Below are 13906 nucleotides of genomic sequence, written 5' to 3' on the forward strand. Positions count from 1 at the left end.
CGGAAGGGCCGCAGGCGGGCTCAGCGGAGGAGGACGTGGCAGGCGAGTTGCAGAGCCAGGCGGGTGGCGGCGTCGTCCAGGTCGAAGCCCGCGGCCTTGATGCGCTCCAGACGGGTCGTGATCGTGTTGCGGTGCACGCCCAGCCGCTCTGCCGCCTTCAAGGCGCCGCCCTCGTCCAGGACCGCGGCCAGCGTCTCCAGCAGCGTGCCGTCCTTGTCGACCGCCAGCAGCGGCCGCAGCACGACGGTGGCCGGGGTGCGCAGGACGCCGGTGGGCAGCGCGCCCAGCAGCTCGGCCGGGCCCATCCGATCCGCTCGCGCCACGGTGCCCGGTCCCGCCACGAACGCCGCCGCCTCGGCTCCCAGCAGCGACTCCTCGACCGACCGCAGGCCCTCCACCTGCGCGCCGACCCCGGCGGCGCACGGCCAGGGCATCGTCCGCAGGCAGCGGCTGAGGCGTTCGGCCAGCTCGCCGGGGTCCAGCGCCGACCATCCCGCCCATCCCTCGCCGCGGGGCAGCACGGGCACCTGGCCCACGGCCGCGGCGATGAGCGTCCCGGCCGGCGCGGCGTCGCCTGCCTCCGCCGTCGGCCGGACCTGGTAGGCGGTCAGCGCGCCCTCGACGGGCCAGCCCAGCGCGATCGCCTCCGCCCTCGCCCCGCCCTCCTCCGGCTCCCCGGGCTCCCCGGGCTCCTGCTGGGCGTCGGCGAGCAGGCGTTCGGCGAGGGCGCGCCGCAGGGCGAAGTCGCGGGAGGCGCGCAGCCGCTCCTGCGCGGCCCAGGCGGTCAGCGGGGCCACCGCCAGCCTCAGCACGGTACGGACGGCCGCGGGCCATCCGGGCGACCGGGACGACCCGCCGGCCACGAGCGTGCCCAGCACGCCGCCGTCCAGATCGGGCACCTCCACCTCGGCCGACCACCGCGCCCCCACCCCACCACCTACCCGGGCACCCCCTTCGGGCGGCCCGTCGCGGTCCGGCCCTCGGCCGTCGGCGCCCTGGGCCTCCGTGCTCAGTCGAGCGATGCCCGGCCGATCGACGGCGCGGGCTCCGGCCAGGTGGCGGCCGTACCGGTCGATGAGGGTCACCGAGGTGCCGGGCAGCTCGGCGTTCAGGACGCCCAGTACGCGGCGGGCCGAGGGCCCGGCCTCGGCCAGGCGGGTGGCGCAGCGGGCCACGAGCTGGGTGCGGGCCGCCTCCGGGCGGGCGGCGGCCGAGGCGACCCGGACCGCGACGATGAGCGGATCCTCGTCCACGAAGATCAGCGTGACGCCGAGCCGTTCCGCCAGCACCTCGCCGGAACCCTCGCTCAGCCCGCCCGCCGGCGCGATCACGCACGCCGCCGCCTGCTCCCACGCCCGGCGGGTGGCCATCTCGACGGCCCACCCGCCGCTGGCCGCCGTCCCGATGAGGACCACCGCCGTGTGCGGCGCCACCGTCCCGAACACCGACAGCTCGTCCACGATCCGCACCTGGTGCACGGGGTTCTCGCCCGAGCCGTACATCCTGGCCCCGGCCAGCGGCCCGGCGTTTACCAGCTCGGCCACCGTGACCGGCGCCTCCCACCCCGCCCGCGGCCCCGTCACAGCGGGATCCCGAACGCCTGCAGCCCGCCCAGCCGCTGCCCCCGATCCGTGTGCCACACCGGTGCGGCCTTCACGACCATGACGTCCACCTCCAGGCCGGGCACCGCCTTGTCGACGTCCACGACCATCCCGTCGGCCGTGGAGATCATGCAGATCTGGTCCGGCGTCATCGCCACCGCGGCCCCGTCGGCCAGGGCGAGCACGATCTCGTTGTGGGCCTCCAGCCGTACCAGCCGGCGCAGCCCCTCCGTCTCCTGCACCACGATGCTCGACGGCAGCGACGGCAGCGACACGTCGGCGCCGTGCCCGGTGCTGCCCTCCACCGTCAGGATCCGTCCTCTGCACAGGGTCCGCACGCCGAACGGCGCCGCGGTCGAGCGGGGCGCGCCGGGCTCGCCCGCCCGCAGCAGCAGGCTCACCGTCCCGGGCACGAGCACCCGCGCCAGGTCGCCGGCCGCCATCGGGTAGCAGGCCGCCACCGCCCACCCGCCGGCCGACAGCACGACGGGGCGCATCAGCTCCTCCACCCGGTCACCGGCCGTCTCCAGCAGCACCAGCTCGCCCGATCCGCCCGCCAGCGCCAGGGGCGCCGGGCTCATCCCGCCCAGCGCGTACGTCGTCTGCTCCAGCAGCGGGAACACCCGCCCCGTGCCGTCGCCGTCCACCAGCGGCACCCCCAGCTGGGCCGCCGCGATGAGCGGGACGAGGGCGTTCTCGGCGGCCAGGTTGAGCGCGACCACGGCCCCGGCCCGCTCCCCCAGCCTGCGCTCCAGCGCCCGCACGGCACGGGCGGGCTCGTCACCCGTCGGCAGCTGCTCCCCCAGCGCGGTCGTGGACCCGACCAGGCTGACCGCCACGCACAACGTGTCCGGCGCCAGCTTCTCGGCCGCCACCAGTTCGACGCCCGGCCCGATCAGCGAGCCCGCCCAGTCGAGGGTGAGAGTGTGCGCCGACTCCGCCGCCCCGGTCGCGAACATCCTCGCCCCCGCCGAGAGCCGCGCGAGCCCGTCCTCGTCGATCACCACGGCCCCGCGCGGATTCATGGGCGGGTTCATGGCATCGTCCCCTCGGCCGTCACCCGCACCCGGTAGAGCCCGTCCGGCAGGTACGACAGCGGGTTCACGGTCGTCTCCGCGATCCTGGCCGAGCCGGGCAGGGCGCCCGCGCTGACCACGCGGGTGAGCGCCTCGTCCCTGGCGTCCTGGAGCACCCGGTCCAGCTCCGCCCGCCCCCGCGCCTGCACGATCCGCTCCACCTGCGCCTCCGGCCGCCCGATCGCCGCCCCGTACGCCGCCGCCACCTCGCCGGGGACGCCGGGGAGCACCACCCGCCCGCGCGCCAGGCTCGCCGTCCCGCCCAGGTCGCAGGCCAGCGGGTAGCGCCGGAAATAATGGGCCGACACCAGCCCGCCGCCCGACCTGGCGAAGAACACCGGCACCCCGGGCAGCTCCCGGGCCGCCTCGTCGGCGATCCGCCCCGCCTCGGGGCCGAGCGCCGCGTTGCGGATCGTTACCTGCTCGCGCTCGCGCAGCCCCGGATGGCCGAACTCGTACGACAGCGTGATCCGCGCCTGCGGCACCTCGGCCGCGATGATCGCGGCCACGGCCAGCTCGTGGTCGGCCAGCATGGGAGAGCCGGTCGCGGTCACCGCGAAGTCGGTCAGCCCGCACGTGGCGGCGAAGCGCCGGACCGCCTCGGTGTCCAGCGGCGCCAGCACGCGCCCGGTGAGGCTGTGGCCGCCGCGCACGATCGTGGCCGTCCCGGAGCCGACGCGCGGCCGCAGCGCCTCGGGGCACGGCCCGCCCACCCGGATCGCCGCCACCGCCGCGGTGGGCACGTCGCCCAGGTCCACGGCCACGCACGCCCGCGCCGCCGCGCGGGCGGCGGCGCGGCTCACCGGCCACTCGGGCGCGCCGTCCCTGACGGCCACCAGCACCGGCGAGGGCCGTACGAGGGCGACGCCGAGGATCACTCCAGCTCGCGTCCTTCGGTCTCCGGCAGCGGCACGGCCAGCAGCGCCGTGGCCACCATGAACGCGTTGATGATCAGCATGGTGGCGGTGAACCCGGTGGCGTGGGCCAGCAGCGCCCCCACCGCCGACGGCGCGACCGTGGTGGCCACGAGCTGCGCGGCCGTGGCCCACGAGTACCCGGTGCCGCGCAGGGCGGTCGGGTAGAACTCGCCGTTCCAGGTGTTCCAGACGCCCCAGGCGCCGAGGCTGAAGAACGACAGCACGAAGTTGCCGAGGTACAGGCCGGTGGTCGAGGAGGCGGTGGCGAACCAGAGGCCGCCCAGCAGCGCCGCCACGACGTAGACGAGGAACACCTTCTTGCGGCCGAACCGGCCGGTCAGCAGGGAGGCGCTCACGTACCCGGGGATCATCATCAGCGCGCTCAGCGCCGCGAAGCCGAGCGAGGCCGACAGCGTCAGGCCCTTCTGCTGCAGCAGCGTCGGCAGCCACGTCTGCAGGCCCCAGTAGCCCCAGTTGAAGACGAAGTTCAGCAGCAGCATGACCACGGTGATCCGGGCGAGCCCGCCGCGGAACAGGTCGAGCGGCCGGCCCACCCGCTCGCTCGCCACGGTGAACGTGGCTTCGGAGTCGGGGCTGTTCAGCGCGCGCAGCACCGCGCGCGCCTCCTCCTGGCGGCCCCGGGCGGCCAGCCAGTACGGCGACTCCGGCACCCATGCCCGGATCGCGAACGCCCACAGTCCCGCCGCCGCGCTGGCGATCACCACGACGTGCCAGCCCAGGCCGCCCAGCGTCATCGACGCCCCGATCGCGGCCAGCATGCCGATCGGCCACCCGATCGACAGGTAGACCGCCGCCCGCCCGCGCGAGCGGGTCGGCAGCAGCTCCAGGAAGTAGGGGAAGGTGATCGTGTAGACGCCGGCCAGCGCCAGCCCCGAGGCCACCCGGAGCGTCACCAGCACCGTCATGTTCGGCGCGAACGCCGAGGCGAGCGCGATCACCCCGTACGCCAGCAGCGACCAGAACGCGACCGGCTTGCGACCGACGCGGTCGGCCACCGGCCCCCACACCAGCACGCCGGGGATCATGCCGAAGGCGACCGCCGACAGCACGACGCCGACCCCGGCCTCGTCGATCCCGAAGGCGGTGCCGAGGTCGCCGGAGACGTAGACGAGAGCGAGCTGCTCCCACGACTCGATGACGAACGCGATGAACAGCGCGAGCGCGATGAGCACGTGCCTGCGGGTGAACGGCATCCGATCGAATGCCGCGCCGATGGGGATCGTTCGGGAGTCGACGGCGGTCATGGAAGCTCCTCGGAGGGGGGCGCTGAATATGGCCGCACCATAAAGCCGCCCTCGTCCGGCGGCCCTGTGCATGCCGCACTGGCGGGCCGCACGATCTGTGCGGCCCGCCCTGCGTCAGGGGCGGGCGGCGTAATAAGGGCCCCGGGGGAACCGCCGCGGGCGCGTAGATCAAGACTCGATCCACCGCCGCAGCATGGTCGTGGCCAGGGTCATGGCCGCCTTGCAGGCGTTCGTGTCGCGCAGCTTGTCGAGCATGACGAAGTCGTGCACGATGCCGGCCATCCGCACCGCCGTCACGTCGTTGCCCAGCTCGCGCAGCCGCGCCGCGTACAGCTCGCCCTCGTCGCGCAGCACGTCCGCCTCGCCCGTGATGATCAGCGCGGGGGGCAGGCCGCGAAGCTCCTCCGACCGGGCCCGCAGCGGCGAGGCGTGACTCTCGCCCCGCTGGGAGGACTCGGGGGTGTACTGGTCCCAGAACCACTTCATGCCGTCGCGGTTGAGGTAGTAGCCGGAGGCGAACTGCCGGTAGGACTCGGTGTCGAAGCTCGCGTCCGTGACCGGGTAGAACAGGCACTGCCCGCGCAGCTGCACGAAGTTGAGCTTCCTGGCCATCATGGCCAGCACGGTCGCCATGTTGCCGCCGACCGAGTCCCCGCACACCGCCATCCGAGCCGGGTCCAGGTCCTTCTCCTTGCCGTGCTCCGACACCCAGCGGGCCGCGACGTAGTTCTGCTGGATCTGCGTGGGGTACTTCGCCTCGGGAGCGCGGTCGTACTCCGGGAAGACGACGGCGGCGCCGCAGCGCACGGACAGCTCCCGCACCAGCCGGTCGTGGGTGTGGGCGGAGCCGAACACCCAGCCCGCGCCGTGGATGTAGAAGATGACCGGCATGGTCCCCGTGGCGCCCTTGGGCCTGACGATCCGGACCGGCACCAGGCCGGTCGGGCCGCCCTGGACCTGGATCCACTCCTCGTCGATCTCCGGCCTGGGCACGTTCGGGTCAGACTGGAGCCGCTCCAGCGCCTCGCGACCGTCCTCGGGCGGCAGCTCGTAGATGAACGGGCGCCGGGCGGTGGCGTCCGCGAACTCCTGCGCCGCCGGCTCCAGGACGACCCGCTTGATCATTGTGGTCACGATGACCCCCCGGTGAATGTCACGCCGAGGGATTTGTGCCTATTCGCATCTCCAGACCACCGCCCAAAATCGTCAAATTCCCCCCAAAATGGTCACTCCCGTTGCAGCTCGTGCGCCAGCTCCTCCAGCTCCGCCCCGCCCGCCATGAGCGCGGTCAGCTCCTGCGTGGTGATGTCGGCCTTGCCGTACTCGCCCACGCCGGCGCCCCGGTTGAGCAGCAGGAACCGGTCGCCCACCGGGTAGGCGTGGTGGGGGTTGTGGGTGATGAAGACCACGCCGAGCCCCCGGTCGCGGGCCCTGGCGATGTACCGCAGCACCACCCCGGCCTGCTTGACCCCCAGCGCGGAGGTGGGCTCGTCGAGGATGAGGACGCGGGCGCCGAAGTAGACGGCCCTGGCGATGGCGACCGACTGCCGCTCGCCGCCGGACAGCGTGCCGACCGGCTGGTCCACGTCGCGGATGTCGATGCCCATGGCCCGCAGCTCCTCGCGGGCGACCTTCCTGGCCTTGGCCACGTCGAAGGCCAGGCCCTTCTTCGGCTCCGAGCCGAGGAAGAAGTTCCGCCAGACCGACATGAGCGGGATCATCGCCAGGTCCTGGTAGACGGTCGCGATGCCGCGGTCGAGCGCGTCGCGGGGGCTGGCGAAGCGCACCTCCTGGCCGTCCACCAGCAACGAGCCGGCGTCGTGCTGGTGCACCCCGGCGAGGATCTTGATGAGCGTGGACTTGCCGGCGCCGTTGTCGCCGAGCACGCAGGTCACCTCGCCGGCCCGCACGCCCATCGACACCTCGCGCAGCGCCAGCACCGACCCGAACGTCTTGCCGATGCCCCGGGTCTCCAGAATCAATGCTTCACCTCCTCGGCGTACCGCCTGACCAGGCGGTTGGCCAGCGTCGCCAGCAGCAGCATCGCTCCCAGGAAGAACTTGAACCAGTCGGCGTTCCAGCCCAGGAACACGATGCCCTTGTCGGCCATGCCGAAGATGACCGCGCCGATGGCGGCCCCGATCGCGGAGCCGTACCCGCCGGTGAGCAGGCAGCCGCCGATGACGGCGGCGATGATGTAGATGAACTCCTGCCCGATGCCGATGTTGGCCTGCACGGAGGTGTAGCGCAGCGCGAGGATCGTGCCGACCAGCCAGGCGGCGAACGCCGTCGTCATGAACAGGGCGATCTTCGTACGGGCGGCGGCCACGCCGACCGCGCGGGCGGCCTGCTCGTTGCCGCCCACCGCGAAGATCCAGTTTCCGGCCTTGGAACGCATGAGCACCCAGGTGGCCACGGCGGTCACCAGGATCCACCACAGGATCGCCACCCGGAACGAGGTCCCGCCGATCTGGATCGTCCCGGCGAGGATCGCGTTCGCGGCCTCGAAGCCGGGGGCCCGGCGCAGGCCGCTGACCTGCACCGTCCCGGTGATGGCCTTGGTGACGCCGAGGTTGAGGCCCTGCAGCATGAGGAACGTGCCCAGCGTGACGATGAAGCTGGGCAGCCTGGTCCTGGTGACGACCAGGCCGTTGGCCAACCCGATGGCCAGCGCCACGACCAGCCCGACGAGCATCGCCGCCCACACGCTGAACCCGTAGCGGGTGGCCAGCGTGACCAGGATCAGCCCGCTCGTGCCGGTCAGCACGCCGGCCGACAGGTCGAACTCGCCGCCGATCATGAGCAGCGCGACCGCGACGGCCATGATGCCGAGCGTGGCGGCCGGGTCGAGCCAGTTCGCGATGCCGTCCAGGGACCGGAAGACCGGCGACTGGGAGGCGAAGAACACGAACACCACGACCAGCCCGACCACCGCGCCCAGCTCGGGCCGGATCAGCAGCCGGCGGGCCAGACCGACGTCGGCGACCCGCTCGTCGGCCGCCAGGGTCATCGCGTGCCCGCCTCGGCCAGCTTGGCCACCTGCTCGGCGTTGTCCTTGGTCACGAAGCCCGGCCCGGTGTTGACGGGCAGGCCGCCGCCGACGGTGTTGAGGTTGTTCTTGTACAGGTTGAGGAACGTGATCGGCAGGTAGCCCTGCAGGTACTGCTGCTGGTCCACGGCGAACAGGATCTCCCCGTCCTTGATCGCGCTCACCACGTCGCCCGACAGGTCGAACGTGGCCAGCTTGGCCGGCGAGCCCGAGTCCTTGATGGCGTCCCTGGCGGCGATCGCGACGGCCGGGTTGAGCGCGAGCACGCCGTTGACCTGCTTGTCCGACTGGAGCTTGGCGGTGACCTTGGAGGTGACGTCGGCCAGGTTGCCCACGTCGACCTGCAGCCGCTCGACCGTGCCGCCCAGCGTCTGCTCGGCGCCCTTGCAGCGCTGGTCGAGGCCGACGTTGCCGGCCTCGTGGATGACGCACAGCAGCTTGGTGACGCCGGCGGCCTTGAGCTGCTCGCCCGCGCCGCGCCCGGCCACGTCCTCCGACTGCCCGACGTGCGTGATCGCGCCGAACGCCTTGGAGGAGTCGGCGCCCGAGTTGATGGTGACCACCGGGATCTTCGCCGCGACGGCCTTGCCGATGGCCTCCTTGAGCGCGTCGGGGTTGGCCATGGAGACCACGATGCCGTCCACCTTCTCGGAGACGGCCTGGTCGATGAGCTGCGACTGTTTGGCGGGGTCGCCGTCACCCTGGTAGGTGACCTTCACTCCGTACTGTTTGCCCGCGGCCTCGGCGCCGTTCTTGACCACGTCCCAGAAGGAGTCGCCGGCGCCTGCGTGGGTGATGACGGCGAAGCTGGCGCTCGCGGCGGCCGGGGCTGCGGCGGAGCTCGCGGCGGAAGCGCTCTGCGCGCTCTGCCCTCCCGAGGAGGAGCAGCCGCTCACGGCGAGCGCGCCCAGCAGGGCCAGCACGATCGGGGTACGTCTCATAGGACACCTCCAAGACCAACGGGCTCGCCCTGGTTCTACCTCAATATCATTTCTATGTATAGACATGCGGACTTGTTCACACTAGAACGGAATCGTACGTTCCGATATACTGGCGGGTATGACGAGCGCACCCATGAGCGGCCGCAAGGCGCAGGCCGCCCGCAACGACGAGTTGATCCTGCAGGCGGCCCGGGCGGTCTTCACCGCCGACCCCGGCGCCCCCATCGCGGCCGTGGCCGAGAAGGCGGGCGTCGGGATCAGCGCGCTCTACCGCCGTTACCCCAGCAAGGAGGCGCTGCTGCAGAAGCTGTGCGGCGACGGTCTCCAGCTGTACAGCGAGGTGACCGAGCGGTCGCTGGCCCAGGAAGGCGACCCGTGGGAGGCGTTCGCCGCGTACATGCGCGGCATCGTGGACGCCGACACCAACTCCCTGACGATCAAGCTGGCGGGCACGTTCACGCCGACCGAGGAGCTGGGCCGCGCCGCGTTCCGGGCCTCGTCCCTGGCCACCGAGGCGCACCGCCGCGCGGTGGAGGCCGGCGTGCTGCGGCCGGACGTGACCACGGCGGACATCGCGCTGCTGTTCGAGCAGCTGGCCTCGATCAAGCTCGGCGACGAGGAGCGCACCGCGCAGTTGCGCCACCGCTACCTGGCGCTCGTGATGGACTCGCTGCGGATGCCGCCGGCGCACCGGGAGCTGCCGGGCCCTCCCCCCGTGGACGAGGAGCTGTCGACGCGCTGGTACCCGTCCTCCTAGCCCTCCGGGTCGGCCAGGCGGCGGGCCAGCGCCACGGTGCGGCGGGCGCGGGCGACGATGGGGGCGTCCACGAAGCGGCCGTCGGGTAGCGCGACCGCGCCGAGGCCCGCGCGCTCGGCCTGCTCGGCCGCCTCGACGATCTCTGCGGCCCTGGCCGCCTCCTCCTCCGAGGGGCGGAACGCCCGCCTGATCACGGGGATCTGGCGGGGGTGGATGGCGGTCCTGCCGAACATGCCGAGCCCGCGGCCCGCCAGGCAGGAGGCCAGCAGGCCGGCCTCGTCCTTGACGTTCGGGTAGACGGCCATGGGCACCGGCGGCAGGCCGGCCGCCGCCGCGGCGAGCACCACCTGGAGCCGCAGGTGGTCCATGGCCCGCTCGTCGGTGATGGCCAGCTCGGCGGACAGGTCCTGCTCGCCGAGCGCCACGCCGGCGACCTTCGGGTGCGCCGCGATCTCGCGCGCCGCGACGATCCCGGCCGCCGACTCCAGCAGCGCGTACGCCGGAGCGCCGGTGACCGCGTCGAGCACGGCCACGGACTCGACCTTGGGCAGCCGCACGGCGTCGGCGAGCTCCCCGACGGCCTCGAGGTCGGCCAGCCCTCGCCCGGTGGCCAGGTCGTTGACCCGCACGTGCACCCGCGCCTCCCCCTCGGCGCCGCGGCGGGCGCGCAGGTAGGCGACGGCGTTGGCGCGGGCCTCGTCCTTGCGGGCGGGCACGACCGCGTCCTCGAGGTCGATGATGACGACGTCCGCCCCGGAGGCGACGGCCTTGTCGAAGCGCTCGGGCCGGTCGCCGGGCACGTACAGCCAGGTGACGATCACGCGATCACGCCCTCTTCGCGCAGGGCGGCGATCGCCTCGCCGGTGTAGTCGAGCTCCGCGAGCACCTCGTCGGTGTCGCGCCCGAGCCGCCGTCCCGGCCAGCGGATCTCTCCGGGCGTGTCCGACAGGCGGAACAGCACGTTCTGCAGGGTGACCTTGCCGAGCTCCTCGTCCGGCACCTCCACGAACGTCTCCAGCGCCGCGTACTGCGGGTCCTCGGCGATGTCGGAGACGTCGTAGATGGGCGCGATCGCGGCCTGCGCCTCCTCGAAGCGGGCGATGACCTCGTCGGCGTCCCGCTCGGCGATCCACGACGCGACGGCCTCGTCCAGCTCGTCCACGTGCTGCACGCGCCCGCTGCCGCTGGCGAACCACGGCTGCTCCACCAGGTCGGGCCGCCCCACCAGAGCAATCACCCGCTCGGCGACGGGCTGGGCGCTGGTGGAGATGGCCAGCCACCGCCCGTCACGGGTCCGGTACGTGTTGCGCGGCGCGTTGCTGCTGGACCGGTTGCCGGTGCGGCGCGGCACGACGCCCAGCGCCTTGTACGCGGTCATCTGTGGCCCCAGGATGCCCAGGATCGGCTCGATGATCGCCAGGTCGATGACCTGCCCCCGCCCGCTCTGCTCCCTGGCGCGCAGGGCCACCATGATCGCGTACGACATGGCCAGGCCCGCGATGCCGTCGGCGAGGGCCAGCGGCGGCAGCGTGGGCGGCCCGTCGGGCTGCCCGGTCATGGCCGCGAACCCGCTCATCGCCTCGGCCAGCGTCCCGAACCCCGGCTGCCTGGCCATCGGCCCGAACTGCCCGAACCCGGTCATCCGCGCCACGATCAGCCGCGGGTTGAGCTCGAGCAGGTCTTCGGGGGCGAGGTTCCAGCGTTCGAGGGTGCCGGGGCGGAAGTTCTCGATCAGCACGTCGGACCGCTCGGCCAGGCGGCGCAGGATCCCCTGGCCGTCGGGGTGCGACAGGTCCACGGCCGCCGTGCGCTTGTTGCGCGCGAGCGTCTTCCACCACAGGCCCACGCCGTCCACGGACGCGCCGTGCCCGCGCGACGGGTCACCGCGCCGGGGGTGCTCGATCTTGATCACGTCGGCGCCGAAGTCGCCCAGCATCATCGCGGCGGAAGGACCGGCGAACAGGGTCGCCGCGTCGATGACCCGAAGGTCTGCGAGGCTCGTCATAGGTATGTAACTTATAAGAAATATGTCATAGGTCAATCTACGGAAAATGGTGACATGTCGCCTACTGGGCCGCGGCCGCCGATGAGCAAGGCCGAGTACGTCTACAGCGTGCTGCTCGACGAGATCCGCACCGCGCGGATCCCGGGCGGCACGGCGCTGCGGGCCGGGGAGGTGGCCCGCCGGCTGGGCGTGTCGGTCACCCCCGTGCGCGAGGCACTGCGCAGGCTGGAGAAGGACCGGCTGATCAGCTACGAGGCGCATCACGGCGCGACCGTCGTGGACCTGGGCGACGATGCCCTGGCCGAGTACTACGGCCTGCGCGCGGTGGTCGAGGGCCTGGGCGCGCGCCTGGCGGCGGGCCGGATCACCCCGGAGGAGCTGGCCGGGCTGCGCGAGCTGCACGCCTCGATGGCCGAGGACGCCGCGCACGGCAGGCACGACCGGCTCGGGGAGCAGAGCGTTCGATTCCACCTGCGCATCGTGGACATCGGCGGCCCGGCCTTCCTGGGCGCGCACGCCAGGTCGGTGCGCAACAGCGTCCCGGTGCCCGCCGACGCGTCGCTGTGGCTGGACGAGGCCCAGGTGCGGGCCCAGCTCGACGCGCACGAGGGCATCCTGGCCGCGCTGGCGGCCGGCGACGCCGAGGCCGCGGAACGCATCATGATCGACCACGTGCGCCGGGCCGGGGACTACCGGCAACAGCACTGACCGAATACGTACGTCACGGCCGCCGATGACAAAAATCAGCGTTCGGCTCTGCTCTATTGCAACTCGATTACACCTGTTGCACGATGGCCACTCAGGTGGTCTGGCACCCGAGGGGGCAGGGACTGTGGCGGACGCGTGGACACTGCATCCCGACTACCGGACCCCTCCGGTCCCCGCAGCCGCAGGCATCGTCCCAGGCCCCTGGCGGCACCCCGACGGCGGCCAGATCATGAACGGCGCCTACGAGCGGCCCCTTCCCGACCGGCAGGTCGAGGTCGTCACCATCTGGTACGGCTACGCGCTCAGCCACTGGAGCGGGCCGCGCATGCCGCGGTTCAGCAGCCCGCTGGTCTCGGCCTGGAACCCGGTGCTGGCCCAGGGGCTGGCCGTTGACCCGGGCTCCCCCTCGCCGTACCACGACGAGCTGTGGTGCGACCGGTGGATCGCCGACGCCCTGCTGTACGGGCGCAAGCCGTACGGGGCGTTCACGCTGCCCGCGGCCGAGGCGCTGCGCTGGTTCGCCAAGAGCGGCGGCACCGGCCTCGTCTACCACGCCGAGCCGGTCGGCGGGCTGATCAGGGTCGTGGCGGGCACGGCCGAGCGCTACGCGCAGCTGTTCGACCTGGACGCGCTGATCGCCGACTATCGCGGCGCGCTGCCGCCCGACCTGGCCGAGCCGGAGGTGGCGGCGCTGGAGGCGCACGGCGGCCACTCCCCCGCGCTGCGCTACATCCTCAGCGAGAACGGCGAGGCCCGCTTCGCCCGGGCGCCGCTGTCGGTCCGCGGCCTCACCCTCGGATACCCTCCACGGGAGACGGCCGCCCGCATCGCCGCCGCGGCCCTCTCGTGACCGCACCCACCACCGGAGCCGGAGCCACGCCGTGACCGCCAGACCCATGCCGGGCGTGAAAGGTGTCCTGTTCGACCTGGACGGCACCCTGCTCGACCACCGCAGCGCCGCCGACGCCGCGATCACGGCATGGATGACGGCGCGCTTCCCCGATCACCCGCGCCTGGACGAGGCGGCCGCGCTCTGGGAGGTCCTGGAGGTGCGGTATCTGACGATGTGGCACGCGGGCGAGTGCACCCATCAGGAGCAGCGGCACCGCCGCCTGACCTCGCTCTGCCGGGAGCTGGCCGTGCCGGTGCCCGGCGACCTCGACGCGGCCTACGCCGACTTCGGCGATCGCTACCGGCAGGGCTGGAGCGCCTACCCGGACGCGGCGGGGGCGGTGGCGGAGCTGGGCGGGTTCGCGCTCGGGGTGCTGACGAACGGGGCGCAGCAGATGCAGGAGGCGAAGGTCCGCGCGATCGGGCTGGCCGACCTGATCGGGCCGGTGCTGACGGGCGAGGTGCTGGGCGGCCACTTCAAGCCGTCACCCGCCTCCTACACCGGCGCCGCCGCGGCGCTCGGGCTGGCGCCGGAGCAGGTGCTGCTGGTGGGCGACGACGTCGACAAGGACGTGACGGGGCCGGCGGCGACCGGGATGCGCTCGGTCTGGCTCGACCGGCTCGGGGTCGAGCCGCCACCCGCCGGCTTCCCGCGCATCACCTCACTGACCGAGCTCCCCCGGCTGCTTCGCTAGC

Annotated in this window: 14 protein-coding genes; 4 read left to right on the plus strand and 10 right to left on the minus strand. The window is 73.1% G+C overall.

Annotation, left to right across the window (positions count from 1 at the left end):
- Nucleotides 1-20: 20 nt before the first annotated feature.
- The 8 genes from AB0J87_RS27565 to AB0J87_RS27600 all read right to left on the minus strand — a co-directional run bounded on the left by AB0J87_RS27565 (nt 21) and on the right by AB0J87_RS27600 (nt 8849).
- On the minus strand, nt 21-1583 hold the full coding sequence (locus tag AB0J87_RS27565) for a helix-turn-helix domain-containing protein (RefSeq protein ID WP_363969645.1): 1563 nt from the start codon (nt 1581-1583) through the stop codon (nt 21-23).
- On the minus strand, nt 1580-2638 hold the full coding sequence (locus tag AB0J87_RS27570) for a DUF917 domain-containing protein (RefSeq protein WP_363969647.1): 1059 nt from the start codon (nt 2636-2638) through the stop codon (nt 1580-1582). Before AB0J87_RS27570 ends, AB0J87_RS27565 begins: the two co-directional genes overlap by 4 nt.
- Nucleotides 2635-3555: a hypothetical protein gene (locus AB0J87_RS27575; RefSeq protein ID WP_363969648.1), complete on the minus strand. Its 921-nt coding sequence runs from the start codon at nt 3553-3555 to the stop codon at nt 2635-2637. The genes AB0J87_RS27570 and AB0J87_RS27575 overlap by 4 nt, the downstream gene beginning before the upstream one ends.
- Nucleotides 3552-4859 carry an MFS transporter gene (locus AB0J87_RS27580; protein ID WP_355200918.1) on the minus strand — a complete coding sequence of 436 codons (1308 nt, stop codon included), beginning with the start codon at nt 4857-4859 and terminating at the stop codon, nt 3552-3554. Before AB0J87_RS27580 ends, AB0J87_RS27575 begins: the two co-directional genes overlap by 4 nt.
- Nucleotides 4860-5027: 168 nt before the next feature.
- Entirely contained in the window at nt 5028-5984 is a 957-nt protein-coding gene (locus tag AB0J87_RS27585) for an alpha/beta hydrolase (RefSeq protein WP_363970126.1), read from the minus strand.
- Nucleotides 5985-6085: 101 nt separating this feature from the next.
- The gene (locus AB0J87_RS27590) at nt 6086-6841 is read right to left on the minus strand and encodes an ATP-binding cassette domain-containing protein (RefSeq protein WP_363969651.1); all 756 of its coding nucleotides are present in this window, start codon (nt 6839-6841) and stop codon (nt 6086-6088) included.
- Complete coding sequence (locus AB0J87_RS27595) at nt 6838-7869, minus strand: ABC transporter permease (RefSeq protein ID WP_350731959.1); 1032 nt, start codon at nt 7867-7869, stop codon at nt 6838-6840. Before AB0J87_RS27595 ends, AB0J87_RS27590 begins: the two co-directional genes overlap by 4 nt.
- Complete coding sequence (locus tag AB0J87_RS27600) at nt 7866-8849, minus strand: sugar ABC transporter substrate-binding protein (protein WP_363969654.1); 984 nt, start codon at nt 8847-8849, stop codon at nt 7866-7868. The genes AB0J87_RS27595 and AB0J87_RS27600 overlap by 4 nt, the downstream gene beginning before the upstream one ends.
- 118 nt (nt 8850-8967) lie before the next feature.
- On the opposite strand from AB0J87_RS27600, the gene AB0J87_RS27605 reads away from it, so the two are divergent.
- A complete protein-coding gene (locus AB0J87_RS27605) occupies nt 8968-9606 on the plus strand; it encodes a TetR/AcrR family transcriptional regulator (RefSeq protein WP_363969656.1) in 639 nt (212 codons plus the stop codon).
- Here AB0J87_RS27605 and AB0J87_RS27610 read toward each other — a convergent pair.
- Together AB0J87_RS27610 and AB0J87_RS27615 are read right to left on the minus strand one after the other, a co-directional pair.
- Complete coding sequence (locus AB0J87_RS27610; RefSeq protein ID WP_363969658.1) at nt 9603-10427, minus strand: CoA ester lyase; 825 nt, start codon at nt 10425-10427, stop codon at nt 9603-9605. The genes AB0J87_RS27605 and AB0J87_RS27610 overlap by 4 nt on opposite strands.
- Entirely contained in the window at nt 10424-11611 is a 1188-nt protein-coding gene (locus AB0J87_RS27615; RefSeq protein ID WP_363969660.1) for a CoA transferase, read from the minus strand. The genes AB0J87_RS27610 and AB0J87_RS27615 overlap by 4 nt, the downstream gene beginning before the upstream one ends.
- Nucleotides 11612-11665: 54 nt before the next feature.
- On the opposite strand from AB0J87_RS27615, the gene AB0J87_RS27620 reads away from it, so the two are divergent.
- From AB0J87_RS27620 to AB0J87_RS27630, 3 genes are all read left to right on the plus strand, one after another.
- Nucleotides 11666-12319 carry a GntR family transcriptional regulator gene (locus AB0J87_RS27620; protein WP_363969662.1) on the plus strand — a complete coding sequence of 218 codons (654 nt, stop codon included), beginning with the start codon at nt 11666-11668 and terminating at the stop codon, nt 12317-12319.
- A 124-nt stretch (nt 12320-12443) separates the two neighbouring features.
- Complete coding sequence (locus AB0J87_RS27625) at nt 12444-13169, plus strand: hypothetical protein (RefSeq protein WP_363969664.1); 726 nt, start codon at nt 12444-12446, stop codon at nt 13167-13169.
- A 31-nt stretch (nt 13170-13200) separates the two neighbouring features.
- Complete coding sequence (locus tag AB0J87_RS27630) at nt 13201-13905, plus strand: HAD family hydrolase (protein WP_363969667.1); 705 nt, start codon at nt 13201-13203, stop codon at nt 13903-13905.
- The last annotated feature ends 1 nt before the right edge of the window (nt 13906 follow it).

The sequence above is a fragment of the Nonomuraea sp. NPDC049625 genome (assembly GCF_040675285.1).
Lineage (GTDB): Bacteria > Actinomycetota > Actinomycetes > Streptosporangiales > Streptosporangiaceae > Nonomuraea > Nonomuraea angiospora_A.